Annotated in this window: 17 protein-coding genes; 5 read left to right on the top strand and 12 right to left on the bottom strand. The window is 66.1% G+C overall.

Annotation, left to right across the window (positions count from 1 at the left end; all coding sequences use genetic code 11):
- Positions 1-49: 49 nt before the first annotated feature.
- From HMPREF2914_RS05690 to HMPREF2914_RS05665, 6 genes are all read right to left on the bottom strand, one after another.
- Entirely contained in the window at positions 50-1,366 is a 1,317-nt protein-coding gene (locus tag HMPREF2914_RS05690) for an Nramp family divalent metal transporter (protein ID WP_003109741.1), read from the bottom strand.
- A gap of 103 nt (positions 1,367-1,469) precedes the next feature.
- Positions 1,470-2,171: a haloacid dehalogenase type II gene (locus HMPREF2914_RS05685; RefSeq protein ID WP_003116497.1), complete on the bottom strand. Its 702-nt coding sequence runs from the start codon at positions 2,169-2,171 to the stop codon at positions 1,470-1,472.
- A 30-nt stretch (positions 2,172-2,201) separates the two neighbouring features.
- Positions 2,202-3,449: an MFS transporter gene (locus HMPREF2914_RS05680; protein WP_003085654.1), complete on the bottom strand. Its 1,248-nt coding sequence runs from the start codon at positions 3,447-3,449 to the stop codon at positions 2,202-2,204.
- The gene (locus HMPREF2914_RS05675) at positions 3,446-4,741 is read right to left on the bottom strand and encodes a 3-keto-5-aminohexanoate cleavage protein (protein WP_031277656.1); all 1,296 of its coding nucleotides are present in this window, start codon (positions 4,739-4,741) and stop codon (positions 3,446-3,448) included. Before HMPREF2914_RS05675 ends, HMPREF2914_RS05680 begins: the two co-directional genes overlap by 4 nt.
- A gap of 288 nt (positions 4,742-5,029) precedes the next feature.
- Positions 5,030-6,277, bottom strand: a complete 1,248-nt coding sequence (locus HMPREF2914_RS05670) for an aminotransferase class V-fold PLP-dependent enzyme (RefSeq protein WP_023092171.1) — start codon at positions 6,275-6,277, stop codon at positions 5,030-5,032.
- Entirely contained in the window at positions 6,274-6,708 is a 435-nt protein-coding gene (locus tag HMPREF2914_RS05665) for a RidA family protein (RefSeq protein WP_003114204.1), read from the bottom strand. The genes HMPREF2914_RS05670 and HMPREF2914_RS05665 overlap by 4 nt, the downstream gene beginning before the upstream one ends.
- A 220-nt stretch (positions 6,709-6,928) precedes the next feature.
- Between HMPREF2914_RS05665 and HMPREF2914_RS05660 the strand changes: the two genes are divergently transcribed.
- Complete coding sequence (locus tag HMPREF2914_RS05660) at positions 6,929-7,882, top strand: LysR family transcriptional regulator (RefSeq protein ID WP_003085661.1); 954 nt, start codon at positions 6,929-6,931, stop codon at positions 7,880-7,882.
- On the opposite strand, the gene HMPREF2914_RS05655 is transcribed toward HMPREF2914_RS05660, so the two are convergent.
- Positions 7,855-8,739 (bottom strand): LysR family transcriptional regulator, encoded by an 885-nt coding sequence (locus HMPREF2914_RS05655; protein WP_004353136.1) that lies wholly within the window; start codon positions 8,737-8,739, stop codon positions 7,855-7,857. The genes HMPREF2914_RS05660 and HMPREF2914_RS05655 overlap by 28 nt on opposite strands.
- A 100-nt stretch (positions 8,740-8,839) precedes the next feature.
- Here HMPREF2914_RS05655 and HMPREF2914_RS05650 point away from each other — a divergent pair, with 100 nt between their 5' ends.
- Entirely contained in the window at positions 8,840-9,265 is a 426-nt protein-coding gene (locus HMPREF2914_RS05650; RefSeq protein ID WP_003114206.1) for a VOC family protein, read from the top strand.
- 18 nt (positions 9,266-9,283) lie between these two features.
- On the opposite strand, the gene HMPREF2914_RS05645 is transcribed toward HMPREF2914_RS05650, so the two are convergent.
- The gene (locus tag HMPREF2914_RS05645; protein WP_003085667.1) at positions 9,284-9,556 is read right to left on the bottom strand and encodes a hypothetical protein; all 273 of its coding nucleotides are present in this window, start codon (positions 9,554-9,556) and stop codon (positions 9,284-9,286) included.
- Between the two features lie 206 nt (positions 9,557-9,762).
- On the opposite strand from HMPREF2914_RS05645, the gene HMPREF2914_RS05640 reads away from it, so the two are divergent.
- The 3 genes from HMPREF2914_RS05640 (at position 9,763) to HMPREF2914_RS05630 (ending at position 10,979) form a co-directional block, all read left to right on the top strand.
- Positions 9,763-10,005, top strand: a complete 243-nt coding sequence (locus tag HMPREF2914_RS05640; protein WP_042115131.1) for a hypothetical protein — start codon at positions 9,763-9,765, stop codon at positions 10,003-10,005.
- Between the two features lie 292 nt (positions 10,006-10,297).
- The gene (locus HMPREF2914_RS05635; RefSeq protein WP_003111825.1) at positions 10,298-10,663 is read left to right on the top strand and encodes a type II toxin-antitoxin system RelE/ParE family toxin; all 366 of its coding nucleotides are present in this window, start codon (positions 10,298-10,300) and stop codon (positions 10,661-10,663) included.
- Positions 10,656-10,979 (top strand): XRE family transcriptional regulator, encoded by a 324-nt coding sequence (locus tag HMPREF2914_RS05630; protein WP_003085668.1) that lies wholly within the window; start codon positions 10,656-10,658, stop codon positions 10,977-10,979. Before HMPREF2914_RS05635 ends, HMPREF2914_RS05630 begins: the two co-directional genes overlap by 8 nt.
- Before the next feature lie 375 nt (positions 10,980-11,354).
- Here HMPREF2914_RS05630 and HMPREF2914_RS05625 read toward each other — a convergent pair whose 3' ends face one another.
- From HMPREF2914_RS05625 to HMPREF2914_RS05610, 4 genes are all read right to left on the bottom strand, one after another.
- Positions 11,355-12,443 (bottom strand): DUF3396 domain-containing protein, encoded by a 1,089-nt coding sequence (locus tag HMPREF2914_RS05625; RefSeq protein ID WP_023092170.1) that lies wholly within the window; start codon positions 12,441-12,443, stop codon positions 11,355-11,357.
- Between the two features lie 16 nt (positions 12,444-12,459).
- Positions 12,460-13,161 (bottom strand): VRR-NUC domain-containing protein, encoded by a 702-nt coding sequence (locus tag HMPREF2914_RS05620; RefSeq protein ID WP_023092169.1) that lies wholly within the window; start codon positions 13,159-13,161, stop codon positions 12,460-12,462.
- A complete protein-coding gene (locus HMPREF2914_RS05615; RefSeq protein WP_022579807.1) occupies positions 13,158-13,676 on the bottom strand; it encodes a PAAR domain-containing protein in 519 nt (172 codons plus the stop codon). The genes HMPREF2914_RS05620 and HMPREF2914_RS05615 overlap by 4 nt, the downstream gene beginning before the upstream one ends.
- A gap of 173 nt (positions 13,677-13,849) precedes the next feature.
- Positions 13,850-14,185 carry a TM2 domain-containing protein gene (locus HMPREF2914_RS05610; protein WP_003140884.1) on the bottom strand — a complete coding sequence of 112 codons (336 nt, stop codon included), beginning with the start codon at positions 14,183-14,185 and terminating at the stop codon, positions 13,850-13,852.
- Between the last annotated feature and the right edge of the window lie 148 nt (positions 14,186-14,333).

The raw sequence follows: 14,333 nt of genomic DNA, 5'->3' as shown, positions 1-14,333 counted from the left end.
ATTGCCTGAGTGCGCGTCCCGCACCGCGCAGCGTGCCCTCAGGCAATGCTCAGCCGAACGCGAAATCGGCCAGCAGTTGCAGGTTCAGGCCGACGATCGCCAGCGCTACCGCCCAGGCCAGCCACCGGGTCCCGGCGCCGATCGCCAGCGGGCCCATCAGGCGCCGGTCGGAAACGAACTGTAGCAGCGGGATCACCGCCAGCGGCAACTGCATCGACAGGATCACCTGGCTGAAGATCAGCAGCCGCGCGGTGCCGTCCTCGCCGTAGAGCAGGGTCACCAGCAGCACCGGCAGCACCGCGACGCCCCGGGTCAGCAGGCGCCGCGCCCAGGGCGCCAGGCGCAGGCGGAGGAAGCCCTCCATGACGATCTGCCCGGCCAGGGTGGTGGTGACCGTCGAGTTGAGGCCGGACGCGAGCAGCGCCACGGCGAACAGCAGCGAGGCGAGTTCCAGGCCGAGCAATGGCGAGAGCAGCGCGTGGGCCTGCTCGATATCGACCACTTCGGTGTGCCCGTTGCGGTGGAACACGCTGGCGGCGACGATCAGGATCGCCGCGTTGACCAGCAGCGCAAGGGTCAGCGCCAGGCTGCTGTCGGCCACCGCCCAGCGCAGCGCCTGGCGCTTGCCGGCGAGGCTGCGCGGGTAGGCGCGGCTCTGCACCAGCGAGGAATGCAGGTAGAGGTTGTGCGGCATGACGGTCGCGCCGACGATGCCAATCGCCAGGTACAGGGCAGCCGGGTCGCTGAGCACTCGCGGGCTCGGCAAGAACCCTTGGAGCACCTCGCCGAGTTCGGGGCGCGAGAGCAGCAACTGTACCGCGAAGCAGGCGAAGATCAGTGTCAGCAACGCCACCACGAAGGCCTCCAGCGGCCGCTGGCCACGTCCGATCAGGACCAGCACCAGCAGCGCGTCGCCCACGCAGAGCAACGCGCCCCAGGCCAGCGGCAGGCCGAACAGCAGCTTCAGGGCGATGGCGGTGCCGATCACCTCGGCCAGGTCGCAGGCGATGATCGCCGTCTCGCAGGCCAGCCACAGCAGGCGGCAGGTGCTCGGCGAGTAGCGTTCGCGGCAGGCCTGGGCCAGGTCCAGGCCGCTGGCGATGCCCAGGCGCGCGGACAGCGCCTGCAGCAGCATCGCCATCAGGCTGGAGAGCAGGATCACCGAGAGCAGCAGGTAGCCCAGTTGCGCGCCGCCGGCGACGTCGGTGGCCCAGTTGCCCGGGTCCATGTAGCCCACCGCGACCAGGTAGCCGGGGCCGGCGAAGGCCAGCAGGCGGCGCCACCAGTGGCCGCCACCGGGGACTTCGACCGGTTGTGCGCGACCGGGCTCGGCGGCCTGGGTGGCCGGGGTATCCTTCGCGGACATGACGAAGCTCCTGCCGGACGCGTGCCGGCGCTGCGCGCCTTTCCCGGCGCGCCGTAGCGCGCGGGTTGGGCGAGCGGTTCAGGGGCAGGAAGTAGGAATTCGGTCAGGCCGAGGCCGCCAGTTGCCGGTGCAGGTCCGGCAGGTCGCTGGCGATCAGGTCCCAGTCCTGCTCGGCGGCGAGGTCCTGGGTCTGGCCGGGGCCGTATTCCAGCGGCCGGGCGATGAACGCGGTCTTCAGGCCGAGGGCGCGCGCGGCCTTGAGGTCGTAGTTGTGCGCCGCGCAGAGCATCACCTCCTGCGGCGGCAGGTCGAGCAGGCGGCAGGCGCCGAGGTAGACCTGCGGGTCGGGCTTGTAGTGGCCGAACAGGTCGGCGCACAGCAGCATGTCCCAGGGCAGCCCGGCGTGCCGCGCGACGTCGAGCATCAGCGCGGTGTTGCCGTTGCTCAGCGCGGCGAGCCAGTAGTCGGCCTTCAGCGCGTGCATCCCGGCGAGCGTGTCCGGCCACGGCCGCAGGCGGTGCCAGAAGCCAGTGATGCGTTGCAGCAGGGCCTCGTCCAGCGCCAGGCCGAACTCTCCGGCCAGGGCCTCGAGACTCTGCCGGTGCAACTGGTCGAGGTGCTGCCAGGGCGCCTGGCCGTTGCGTACCCGGTCCATCGCCGGCTTGTATTGCTGGCGCCAGCGGTCGGTCAGTTCCACGCAGGGCAGGGTCCCGCCGAGTTCGCGCTCCAACGCCTGGAACTGCTCGATCAGGCTGGAACGCCAGTCCACCAGGGTACCGAACACATCGAACAGGATCGCGCGCATCGTGCCTCCTCGGCCGTGGCCGTCATCGCTTCAGTGCTTCTGTGGCAGCGCGGTAGGCAGGCCGCGGCCGCTCCAGGCGGTGACCACAAGGGCTACCGCCGCCATCAGGCAGAGCGCCAGCCAGCCGGGGACGAAGCTGTGGCTGAAGTCCTTGAGCAGCCCCAGCGCCGGCGGCGCGAGAACGATCGCCAGCTGGTTGATGGCCATCGCCAGGCCGAGGGCGAAGCCGGTCTTGCCGACCGGCGCGGTATCCGCCACATAGGCCACCCAGGGACCGTACCAGCCGAAGCCGAAGAAGCCCAGCCAGGCCACTACCAGGCCCATCCCCAACGGTGATTGCAGGGGCAGCAGGACCAGCGCCAGCAGGCCGAGGATCACCGCGCCGAGGCAGACCATCACCGGGAAGTAGCGCCCGGCGCGGCAGCGGTCGCTCCAGGCGGCCAGCAGGATGCGCCCGGCGACGCCGCTGCCCTGGGCGACGAACAGCAGGGTCGCGGCCATGCCGATGCCGATCTCCAGGGTCTCGTGCAGGTAGAGCACGGTGAACACCAGGATGCCGTACTGCACCGAGATCAGCGCCACCCCGGAACAGACGATGTTCTTCATCGCCGGGTCGGTGATCATCGCCAGCCGCGACTTCACCACCGCGCCCAGGTCGCGTTCGGCGGGGTTCGCGCCGGGCGCGGGGGCGTCCGGCGGGGTGCGGTAGAAGAGCATGAAGGCCAGCGCGCCGAGGAACGCCACCAGGCCGCCGGCGAGGAATGCGCTGCGCCAGCCGTAGATCCCCGCCAGGTACGGCAGCAGCGCGGCGGACAGCGCGCCGCCCAGCGGCAGCCCGGCCTGGCGGATGCCCATGGCGAAGCCCAGCTGGGTCTTGGCGAACCAGCGCGACACCGATTTGCTGCCGCCCGGCTGCGCCGTGCTGTAGCCGGCGCCGACGACCACCAGGAACAGCAGGATGGTCAGGTAGTCGGTGGCCCACAGCGAGGCGCAGAGGGCCAGCGCGACGATCAGCGTGCCGAGGCCGACCACCAGCCGTTCGGAGTAGCGGTCGAGCAGCTCGCCGGCCACCAGCAGGCCGACGATCGGCACCAGCTGCGCCGCCGACACCAGCAGGCCGATCTGCAGCGACGAGAGTTGCAGGTCGTTCTGGATGAACACGGCGATCGCGCCGATGCCCTGGACGAAGAAGCAGGCGCAGGCCTGGGCGAAGGTGGCGATCAGCAGGATGACCCAGCGGTAGCGCTGGGTCGGGTTCGCGGCGAGGGCGGCGGTCACTGGACGAACTCCCGTGCGATGGTGAAGTTGGCTTCGCCGAGCGGATGCAGGCGCTGCAGCGACAAGTATTCGCCGAGGGTGCGTTCCATGCCCATGCGCTGGAAGATCCGTTCGCCGTCGAGCTCGGCCTCGGCGCCGTTGGCGCGCAGTTCGTCGAGGGCCTGGCGCAGCAGTTGGCAGTTGTCGCTGAGCGTCACCCGGCCGTCATCGTCCACCGCGTAGGGCGTGTCCTCCATGCCGACCCGCAGCACATCGACCTGGCTGTCCGCCTGCGCGGCATAGGCGGCCAGCCGGCGCACCGCGCAGAGCGGGGTGCCGGCGCGAGGACCGACGTCGAGCGGCCGGAAGTGCTGCGCGGCATGCTGCGGCATCACCGCCGCGCCGACCGTGATGCTGACCTTGCGCTTGCGCACGCCGGGTTCGCCGATGTCGTACTCCAGGCTCTTGGCGCTCTCGATCACCGCGCGGAACTGCTGGTAGGTCTCCGGGAACGGCAGGCGTGGCGAGAAGCCGAACAGCAGGATCACGTTCAACTGGCCGGAACCGCCCAGGCGCAGGCGCGGGTGCTCCACGGCGAAACGGGTCATGGCGTAGCTGCGCACATGCTGCACCCACTCCACCTCGTGGAACAGGCCGAGCTTCTGGCGCGCCTGGATGGCGTTGCGGTAGACCTGGAACTGGGTCATCGGCGAGGTCACCCCGTAGTCGGCGCCCTTGCTGGTGGAGTGGGTCTGCAACTCGGCCCTTTCCAGCGCCGTCGACGGCTGGTAGTCGCGCAGGTCGGCGAGGAAAGCCGGGCTGGAGGCATAGTCGAGGTCGAGCTTGCGCCTTTGCTTCTCCAGCTCGCAGATCACCTGCAGTTCGATGGCCGCCTGGATCGTCACGAAGTGCGCACCGCCCAGGTGCAGCGGGATGGCGCAGTGGCTGACCCGCTCCCACTCGCCGAAGCGGCGGATGTTCTCCTGCACCTCGCTGCCGTTGCGGCTGGCGCCGAAGCTCAGCATCAGGTCGGGGAAGCGGTTCTGCAGGGCGCGGCTGACCGCCTGGTAGATGTCGTTGTCGGTGGTCTGTTCCTGGGTCAGCGGGTTGCGCGCATGATAGTGGTAGTAGCGGCAACCCATCTCGTAGAGCTGGCGCGCTTCGTCCAGCAGTTCGCCGGGGGCGGTGCGGATGGTGGCGCCGGTGCAGATGCTGTCGAGCAGGCGGTCACCGGTGGCGGCGTGGTTGCGCGGGGTGAACTTGGCGCCGGTGGAGGCGCATCCGAGAATCAGGGTTTTCCGGGATCCGGTCATGGTCGTCTTTCCTCCATTCATCATTCCATTGAGGGCGGAGCGGTCCGCGGCGGACCGAAAGGCTGCCCAGGGCGTCGAAAGTCGTCGGTGTCTCAGGCAGGTGAAAGATGTCGCTGGCGGGATCGTTATGCGTTGTTCTACGAGAGGGATTTAAACCGCATGGCGGCGGCCGTGCGCGGCGCATTCGGCAACGCTCGTTGCCGCCGGCACAAAGACCTTGCGCAAATCGCCCGGCGTTGCGCCAACCGCCGGCACGGCGGCGCAACGTTGCCATTCGCGCAAGGTCGCTCAACTGGCGGCGCGCTGTCGCAGGCAATCCTCCAGGGCCTCGCCGAGGCGCTCGATCTCGCCGTCGTCGGTCAGGTAGTGCGGAGTCAGGCGCAGTACCCCCGGCAGCGCCTGCTCGCGCAGCGCCCAGCGGGCATACTGCGGGCCGATGTAGGAGGCGTTCACGCCGCGCGCGTGGAGGCGCTTCAGCCATTGCTCGCCGCTCAGTTCGGGGGCCGCGTAGGTCATCAACGCGCTGGCGTGCGGCCCTTGTTCCAGCGGCGTCCAGCCGAGCCGGCGGTAGAGCTGCTGGGCGATGCGTTCGCGCAACTGGCGGTTGCGTCGGGCGATGCGCCGGACATCGGTCTGCAACAGGTAGTCGCAACTGGCCTTGAGCGCCAGGCGCAGCCCCGGGTTGAACTCCGAGCATTCGAAGCGCCGCGCGTCATCCCGCGCCTGCAGGGCGAAGGCGTCGCTCCATTGCGCGCCGCCGACGTCCAGCCCGTCGGGCAGGGCTAGGCGCTCCAGGGCACGTTCGCCGAGATAGAGCACGCCGAGTCCCTTTGGCCCGCGCAGCCACTTGCGTGGCGGGAACACCAGCACGTCGCAGCCGGTCGCCTCCACCGCCAGCGGCAACTGGCCGACCGCATGGCTGGCATCGAGGAAGAACAGCCCGTCATGGGCGCGGATGCGCTCGGCCACCCCCTCCAGCGCGGTAGCCGCGCCATGCCCGGTGGGCACCGCGCTGAGCGACAGCAGCGGCGTCTGGCCGGGGGCGAGGTCGTGCAACTGCTCGTCGAGCCGTTGCAACAGCTGTGCGGCGTCGCCGCGTGCGTCGATCAGGCGCAGCTCCAGCCCGCGCTGCTGGCGCGCGGCGAGCAGGCACAGGCTGTTGGAACCATATTCGTCGAAGCTGCTGATCGCCCGTATCCGTGGATGGACGGCCAGGGCCGCGGCAAAGGCCACCGACCAGGCGCGGCTGGCGCAGTCGAGCAGGGCGATGTGCCGTGGCTGGGTGCCGAGCACTCGCGCGACGCTGTCGCGGACCGCCAGCAAGGGCTCGGCGAAATGCTCGGCGGCGCGCTGCACGCCCCAGCGCCGCTCGGCTTCCAGCCAGCTGTCGAGGGCGTCGTAGAGCACCTGCGGCGGCAGGCTGGCGGAGCCATGGGCGAAGTGCGCGTAGCTGCCCCAGGCCGGGGTCTCGCGGCGCAGGCGCAGCAGTTCGTCGGCACCGAAGGCGTCGGGGCCGGCGGGGAAGAGCGCGCTCATGGCCGCACCGCCGCGATCAGTTCCACCTCCACCGCGGCGCCGCGCGGCAGCTCGGCCACGCCGACGGCGGCGCGGGCGTGGCCGCCGCGCGCGCCGAGCACCTCGTCGAAATACTCGCTGGCGGCATCGATCACCGCCGGCTGCTGGACGAAACCCGCCGCGCTGGCGACGTAGCCGGTCACCTTGAGCAGCCGCTCGACCCGTTGCAGGCCGCCCAGCGCCTCCTCCAGCGCCAGCAGGCAGCACGCCGCGCAGAGCCGGGCGGCCTGGCGGGCCTGTTCCAGGTCGAGTTCGCTGCCGACCTTGCCGGTCCAGCGCAGCTCGCCGTGCTGGCGCGGCAACTGGCCGCTGACGTAGGCGATGCCGGCGTGGAGCACCACCGGCTGGTAGGCGCCGCCGGCGACGATGGCCGGAGCGGGGGATGTCTGCATGGTCCTGTCCTCGTGGCGGACCCGCCCGGCCACGATGCTCGGGCGGGTCGATGGCTGGAAAAGCGCGACCTCACTACTGTGGGCCGGTTTTCCCGGTCTGTTTTGCGGGAGTCGACGAGCTGCTTGCCAAATCGGCAAAACAAACCGAACTTTAGCCTTGCAACAGGCACCGCCGCGCGAAGTAGACTGAAAACGCCCGACCGTTGAGGAACGCGCAACGATGATCGACCTGGTGATGCTCAAGGACTTCCTCGTCCTCTGTCGGATCAAGAGCTTCAGCCGTGCGGCGCAGGAGTGCCATGTCTCCGTGTCCGGGCTCAGCCGGCGTATCCAGACCCTGGAACAGTGGCTTGGCGCGCCGGTGTTCGAGCGCCACAAGCACGCCCTCGAACTGACCGAGGCCGGCCGCCAGTTGCAAGGCGTGGCGCAGGACGCGGTGCGCGCCCTGGACAACCTGCGCCAGTCGATCCGCGAGCGCGACGAAGACGCCCAGCGGCGCATCCGTTTCTGCGCCCCGCACATCCTCTCCTCGGTGTTTTTCCCGCACTGGATTCCGCGTCTGCAGGCGGACTTCCGCAGCGCCAAGTTCAGCGTCGACTGCGATTACCTGCCGCAATGCCTGTCGCGCCTGCGCGACGGCTCGGTGGACTACGTGGTGGCGTTGCTCGACGAAGGCGAGGCGGTGTCGCGCCGCCTGGGCATCGACAGCGAAGCCGAGTTCCAGCGCCTGGAGCTTGGTCACGAACAACTGGTGGCGGTCTGCGCGCCGGACGCCGCCGGCCAGCCGCTGTTCAACCTCGACCGCCTGCAGACCGAAGCGCTGTCGTTCCTCGGCTACTCCGAGGAATGCCACCTGGGCTGGGCCCTGGAACCGCTGCTGCGCGACAGCGGCCTGTTCCTCCAGCGCCATCACAGCTCCAGCCAGACCGAGGGGCTGCGCTTCTTCGCCCAGTCGCGCCTGGGCGTCGCCTGGCTGCCGCATACCCTGGTCCGCGAGGACCTCGCCAGCCGTCGCCTGGTGCGCGCCGGCGGCCAGCGCTTCGACGTGCCGTTGCGCTACACCCTGATCCGTCGCCGCCTGCCGCTACCCGGCGAGGCCGAACGCCTGTGGACCTTCCTCGGCGAGCTGGCGCGCCCGGCGCCGCGCTACGCGGTGGTCGGCGCGGCCTCCTGAGCCGCCGTCTCGGCCAGCAGGGCGCGGCGGAATTCACCGACCAGGTCGTCCTGCGCCGAACCGCTGCGGCTGACCATCACCAGCTCGCGCTGGAATTCCAGCGCGCCCAGTTCGATCACCCGTACCCGCGCCGGCTCGCGTAGCCACAGCCCGGCCCGGGGCAGCAGCGCCACGCCGAGACCGTTCTCCACCATCCGCGCGATCGCGTCGATCTCATCCAGCTCCATCACCTGGCGTGGTCTGAGCTGTTGCGCCTCGAGGAAATCGCCCACCAGGCGACCGCCGAAGGACACATGGTCGTAGCGGATGAACGGTTGCGTGCGCAGCAATTCCAGCGCATCCGTCGCAGTGCATTGCGGCGGCGCGATCAGCACGAACGGCTGGCGCTCGACCCGTTGCGCGGAGAGCCCGCGCGGCAGGTTGAACGGCGGGCGGATGAGGATCGCCAGGTCCAGTTCGGCGGCGTCCACCTGGTCCAGCAGGTGCAGCGAGACGCCCGGCATCACCTGCGGCTCGATGTGTGGCGCCTGTTCGGCGAGGCGCTTGAGCACCTCCGGCAGCAGCCCGGTCTGCGCCGTGTTCACCGCACCGATGCGCAGGCGTCCGCGCGGGCTGTCGCCCTGGCCGATGCCGTCGAACAGCGCGAGGATCTGCTCGGCCGTACGCACCGCCTGCCTCCCGACCTCGTTCAGGTGTGCCGCGCGCGGCGTGCGCTTGAACAACTCGACGCCGACGCTGCGTTCCAGCGCGCGGATCTGCGCGCTCACCGCCGACTGCGTCAGCCCCACCTGTTCCCCCGCCGCGGCGAAGGAGCCCCGGCGCGCCACGGCGACCAGGGTGCGGAGTTCGCGGATCATCCAAGCCTCGAAAAAAGTGTTGCTCAGGCGAAATATTATGCGCTTTCCATCGAAATCGGCACGGCAAATAATCCCGGCACACCCACAGAGGAACCGCGCCATGAGCCTGATGCCCTTCCACCTCGCCATCCCCGTCCACGACCTGCCCGCCGCCCGGCGCTTTTACGGCGAGGTCTTCGGCCTGAGCGAAGGCCGCTCCGCCGAGCACTGGGTCGACTTCGACTTCTTCGGCCACCAGTTGGTCATCCACCAGCATCCGCAGACCGATTCCCAGCGCCACGCCGGCAGCAACCCGGTGGACGGCCACGACGTGCCGGTGCCGCACTTCGGCGTGGTCCTCGCATGGGACGACTGGCACGCCCTGGCCGAACGCCTGCAGCAGCGCGGCACCCGCTTCGTGATCGAGCCCTACATCCGCTTCAAGGGCCAGGTCGGCGAGCAGGCCACGCTGTTTCTCTTCGACCCCTGCGGCAACGCGCTGGAGTTCAAGAGCTTCCGCGACATGGGCCAGTTGTTCGCCAAGTGAGATTGCCGGCGCTCCACCTTACTGTGCGCAGTCCGTGCAGAACTCCAGCGCCGCGCAGCTGGACTGCTCGTCCGGTAGGCTCGATGTCGCGCACTCTTTCTTGCGCACCACGCTGCCCAGCGGCGCCAGCTTGAACCGCTCCGGCGGCGGGCTGGCCGGCTTTGCGCTTGTCGTCCCGTCGAGGTCGGGCTTGAAGGCGTGTTCAAGGTCGCCCAGGCGTTCGTCCAGGGTGGCGGAGGAGGCGAGGGCGGGCGTCAGGGCCAGGATGAGCAGGAGAACGCGGTAGGGCATAGGGTTTCCGGTGTGGGTGGCGATGCGCTGGAGCCGAGCACGGCATCCCCGCATGACGAGGAATCGAAGCGGCCATTCAAGGCGATTGCGTGTTGGCGATGGGATGCGCTCGCCCTCTGTTTGGCATTTTGTGAAGCGCTTCGCACCTTGCCCGAGCGGCACCTTGTCCGGGCAAAACCGTCACCGCACAGTCCCCTTCCACCTTCATCCCCCTGCGACGCACCTCGCAATGCAACCAGCATCCCGGCTGCGCCACCCTCTACCTGGACTGCAGCGCAGCCAGCGAAGATCTGTTCGACACCGCCCGCACCCGTCTGGAGTCGGCGATCGGAACGCTGAGCGTCCTCGACCTGCTCGACGAAACCGAAGAACCCGGTGAAAGCACCTGCCGCATCACCGGCTCCTTGCTGTCGCTGTTCGAGGCGGAATACGCACGCAGACACCGATAACCGACGGAGGCGGTGCCCCCGGCCCGTTCTCGTTAATGGTCATAAATAGCCAAGGCTGGGCAGGACTGGGGCTGGATCGGAGGGGACGGGCCAAGCTCTGTGCTATGCCGGCCTGTATGGGCGAGTAATTTCGACACTTTTTCGACACACGGAATGAGGCTGCCTCGCTGGTCCTGGTTCGTCCGTCTGGCGCCGGATCGTCTTCAGGACTCCGTGCGTTCTGTCCGCTGTCGGGAAGCGGTCTCTTTAAGTAGGATTCCTTTGATGGAATATTCCCTGGGGGTTATATTTTGTGGCGTGGGATATCGAGTACACCGACGAGTTCGGTGATTGGTGGGGTTCTCTGTCCGAGGATGAGCAGGAGTCGCTAGCTGTGACGGTTCGCTTGCTTGAGGAGCGGGGGCCATCCTTGGGGCACCCCCACAGCAGCGGCATCAATGGCTCCCGCCATGGCCATATGAGAGAGCTACGGACTCAACACGGCGGGCGACCTTTCCGAACGCTTTACGCGTTTGACCCCAGACGCTCCGCGATACTGCTGATCGGTGGCGACAAGACTGGCGATGATCGTTGGTACGAATTGAACGTGCCCATTGCCGACCGCCTCTATGACGAACACTTGCACCAGCTCCGTGAGGAGGGACTGATCGATGGTTAAGAAATTCTCCGACCTTCGGGCGCAAATGTCGCCTGAGGCACAGGCCCGCGTCGAGGCCAAGGCCCAGGAACTGTTGGCTGAAATGCCCCTGAATGAGTTGCGCCAGGCTAGAGGCTTGTCGCAGAAGATGCTGTCTGAAGTGCTGCAGGTGCAGCAGCCGGCAATTGCCAAAATGGAGCGGCGTACGGATATGTACATCTCCACCTTGCGCAGCCACATCGAAGCCATGGGTGGCCAGCTGGAAGTGATCGCACGCTTCCCGGATGGCGCGGTGAAAATCAGCAACTTCGCGGATATCGAAGAGGCGGGCGCCTAAGGCTATTCGTTACGACAGTTCTTCGACTTCAAAGCCTTAGAGCTGTTTCCAATTTAAAGGTATTTTAGATATCGCCGATAAGAAGTAAATGACGCCAATGGAGATGGTCTTATGGGTTTGAAGAAGTTTTAGTAAGGTGTAAAGAAGACAGATTTTGAGTTTGAGTTTGGGTTTCGAGTCGCGAATCTATTAAAGAGGGATGGTTGTTGAATAATAAGTAATAGATGCTGTTTGGGTGATATTGAAGGCACGATTAGATAGGTTGAATTCTTGCTTATAAGCACTCTTGCGAGGGGCAGATATTTTTTCTGTCAGGCTCGCCTCATAGGGAGTGTAGCCTTGGCGAGCACTTTTGATCCCAGAAAACGTAAGCCCCTACGGGCGCTCCGGCAGTGAGTTCGTCGCGTCCAAGCATGGCTCAGTGTTGAGCAATTTGTCGCGCCAGCGGGGGAGTTCGCTGTCTTCCACATCCAGCCGTTTCAGCCATTGATCGGCCGCCCAGCCCACCAGCCGCAATTCGCCGTCGTGGGAGCCGCCGTGTAGCGAGCCGACGGTTTCATAGCGAATGCCTTTGAGCGCGTGGTTCAGCAGCACATACGGAGCGGGTCTGGAGTCTTCCGCATCACCCGCGATATAGGGATAGGCACCGGCCTGGATTACCACGCCATCGCCGTAGCGGTAGAAGGCAAAGTGGCTGGAGGGCAATTGCGCACGCAGGGCATCGAGCCCGCCGGCCAGCGCCAGGCGCTCGTTGTTCAGGAGGGTTAGCCAACTGACAGTTTTGATTCTTGTAGGTTTGAACTCGGGAGTATTGGCCAGCAGACAAGCCGTCCCTACATCCAAACCCGGCATACGCGCCGCCATAAAGGCTTCGGAGGGCTCGTCATTGTCCCAACTGGTCGGCGAGAGATTGTAGGCATGCCCCGCATACCCCTGCTCCGGCTCTAGTCGCCGTGCGAAGTCAATAAACAGCTGTAGGAAATCCAATGGCTGCCGCTCTTGATATAGCAGAGGTACGGAGAACTCCAGAACACTAAGATCATGCCCCATTTTGGCTTGCCAGCTCCGCTTGCCGTAAATATCAAACAGCCAGGCGCCTGCATCGCGGGATTTCTTGCCGCTGGTGTAGCAGAAGCTGAGATGATCGTCTTCATCCATTGCCCCCATCATCTCGCGCAGTGGTTGGGTGTCACGGTATGCGGTCAGTGGCTTTCCTTGTGCAGGCTCTTCACGGCAGAGCCAGGTGAGGTGAGGCTCTGCCAGGCGCTTGAACTCATCGAAGCATTGGCATAATGACTCACGTACCAGTGGGGTATGGGCATCTTTGAAGTAGAGAGTACCGCGTAGGCAAAGCACGGCACCGATATAGTCTTCGGGGCCGCCCTTCATCAACAGGTTGCCGGCTATTTCCAGTAGATGGGGTTGCTTGGCTAACTCTGCAGCCAGATCGAATGGCTGTTCCATGGGCTTTTCCTCTTGATCAATAGGCGGGAATCATCGGGCGAGGGGAACGGCCTCGGGTCAAGACGAACATCACTCCACCTGCGATGGCGACGGCCCACCCTGCTTGCTCTACTGGCACCTTGGATCGTTGATTTTCCTGGCCACAGTCGCAGTCGGAGGGTTTCATTTCAACAATCTTGTTCTTGTTGCCGGCAATCGCTGCATAATCCTCAAGTTGTTCCCTATTATGTGGGTCAGGCGGAAACTTCATCTCCACCACCTGTTTGATATTGTCCTGGGTTGGCGGCCTGTTGGGATTCTGAACGATGATCACGTCGGGCCTGCGAATCATTCCTTTCCCTGGCTTGAACGGCGGATGCTCCGGATCTTCATCCCAATACTTGCTGATCCATCCCGGTATCCAGCCATGTGGACTGTTACCGGTCTGGCTATCGAGAATCGGCTGCGGTGGGTTCTTGGTCATGTCGTAGCTGACCTCGGGCTTGTAGGGGCTGTGTCCCTGGAGAACTTCGTCCAACTCTCCCAGCCGCTGTGCCACGCACGCCTGCTTGAGGCTTTTGCCATCCTGGCTGAGGTTGGGCGTGCTGCTGCAATGGCAGACCGCCGAGCACAGCACCTTCTTGTCCTGCGGATCGAGCCTGGATTCCAGGGTGCCGACGGGGTTGGTCCTGCCTTCGGGGCTCATGCCTCCCCGGGACAGGCTGGGCTGGTCGCTCATGCGTCGCCCCTCTGCACCAGGTCGATGTAGAGGGTCTCCGCGGTGGGGCGCTCGATCCAGGAGGTCATGCCGTCGGCATCCGTGGTGTCGAAGGCATTCCAGCCGCCACTCGACCAGACCCTGACCCGGCGTCCGGCGACGGGCTTGCCCGTTTCGTGGTCGATGAGCTGGAAGCGCCCGGAACAGGGCACGCCGTTGCGGTTAAGGGGAAGGGCGGGAGCGCGCGGGGCGGGCGTGAAGACGTCGCCGATGAGTACCGTCCCCGAGCCGCCGATCACCACGTTGCCGTGCGCCCCGATACTACCCAGCGTCACCGCCGGTAGGCCGTTGATGAGTACCGTCGACGAAACGGCTGAGATCATCGGGCTTCCGCAGGCTGAGGTGTCGCCTTGCCGTGCTGCCGGCAGGCCGTCGAAAACGACGTCGGGAGAGCCCTGGACGATGGGGTTGCTGCCATGCCCTGGCACTGGGCAGGTCGTTGGATCGGTGACGCGGGCGGCGGGTTTTCCACTCATGTGCGGGTCCTTGCATCAGTGAGATGTGCTGGCCGTTCTGGCGGCCAATTCGGGATTGAACGAGTCGGCACCTATCGCCAGCGGAAGAAACGCAGAAGGGGACTTCTCCTTGTCCCACCTCCCGGCATTGGTTTCTTCTCCGGCCCGCCGAGGACCGTAGCGAGGTGCGCCGGTCAGTCTTGAGGGTGCGACGCGGAAGCGCCGGCTACCTGCAGCGCTGCAACTTCCAGCCGGGCGTCGCGGCGGGTCTGCTCCGTATGGCCCTGGATGATGCCGGGAATCAGGAAGGCATCGACGATCCACCAGATGCCGGTAATGATCAGGGGGAACAGGGTGAAACAACCGATCAGCGTGATGATCAGTTGGGTAACCGCCGTGCCGGTTTTCCCCAGGTAGAAGCGGTGTGCGCCGAAACCGCCCAGGAAGAACCACAGAAGATAGGCGGTGCCGGTGGATTTCTGGGCGTTGGAAACTTTCTGCTCCACGAGCATTTCAGACTGTAGTGACATGAGTTTTCCCACTGATCCATGCGGAAGACATGGTGGGAATTGAAACGTTGCCAACGGTGTTTTTTCAAGCGTCCAGTCTGAGGATGTTTTTGATTTGTAGTTTTATTGCGGGGCTCTGGAAGAGTCGGCCAGGAGTCGGAACTCCTGG

It is taken from the genome of Pseudomonas sp. HMSC067G02 (assembly GCF_001813485.1).
GTDB classification, from domain to species: domain Bacteria; phylum Pseudomonadota; class Gammaproteobacteria; order Pseudomonadales; family Pseudomonadaceae; genus Pseudomonas; species Pseudomonas aeruginosa.
The sequence above is the reverse complement of the archived record's forward strand: the minus strand, read 5'-3'. Positions and strand labels throughout refer to the sequence as shown.

Excerpts from the sequence above, each read along its gene's own strand:
- HMPREF2914_RS05690 (WP_003109741.1), bottom strand. The coding sequence starts at position 1,366 with ATGTCCGCGAAGGATACCCCGGCCACCCAGGCCGCCGAGCCCGGTCGC.
- HMPREF2914_RS05685 (WP_003116497.1), bottom strand. The coding sequence starts at position 2,171 with ATGCGCGCGATCCTGTTCGATGTGTTCGGTACCCTGGTGGACTGGCGT.
- HMPREF2914_RS05675 (WP_031277656.1), bottom strand. The coding sequence starts at position 4,741 with ATGACCGGATCCCGGAAAACCCTGATTCTCGGATGCGCCTCCACCGGC.
- HMPREF2914_RS05670 (WP_023092171.1), bottom strand. The coding sequence starts at position 6,277 with ATGAGCGCGCTCTTCCCCGCCGGCCCCGACGCCTTCGGTGCCGACGAA.
- HMPREF2914_RS05665 (WP_003114204.1), bottom strand. The coding sequence starts at position 6,708 with ATGCAGACATCCCCCGCTCCGGCCATCGTCGCCGGCGGCGCCTACCAG.
- HMPREF2914_RS05660 (WP_003085661.1), top strand. The coding sequence starts at position 6,929 with ATGATCGACCTGGTGATGCTCAAGGACTTCCTCGTCCTCTGTCGGATC.
- HMPREF2914_RS05655 (WP_004353136.1), bottom strand. The coding sequence starts at position 8,739 with ATGATCCGCGAACTCCGCACCCTGGTCGCCGTGGCGCGCCGGGGCTCC.
- HMPREF2914_RS05650 (WP_003114206.1), top strand. The coding sequence starts at position 8,840 with ATGAGCCTGATGCCCTTCCACCTCGCCATCCCCGTCCACGACCTGCCC.
- HMPREF2914_RS05645 (WP_003085667.1), bottom strand. The coding sequence starts at position 9,556 with ATGCCCTACCGCGTTCTCCTGCTCATCCTGGCCCTGACGCCCGCCCTC.
- HMPREF2914_RS05630 (WP_003085668.1), top strand. The coding sequence starts at position 10,656 with ATGGTTAAGAAATTCTCCGACCTTCGGGCGCAAATGTCGCCTGAGGCA.
- HMPREF2914_RS05625 (WP_023092170.1), bottom strand. The coding sequence starts at position 12,443 with ATGGAACAGCCATTCGATCTGGCTGCAGAGTTAGCCAAGCAACCCCAT.
- HMPREF2914_RS05620 (WP_023092169.1), bottom strand. The coding sequence starts at position 13,161 with ATGAGCGACCAGCCCAGCCTGTCCCGGGGAGGCATGAGCCCCGAAGGC.
- HMPREF2914_RS05615 (WP_022579807.1), bottom strand. The coding sequence starts at position 13,676 with ATGAGTGGAAAACCCGCCGCCCGCGTCACCGATCCAACGACCTGCCCA.
- HMPREF2914_RS05610 (WP_003140884.1), bottom strand. The coding sequence starts at position 14,185 with ATGTCACTACAGTCTGAAATGCTCGTGGAGCAGAAAGTTTCCAACGCC.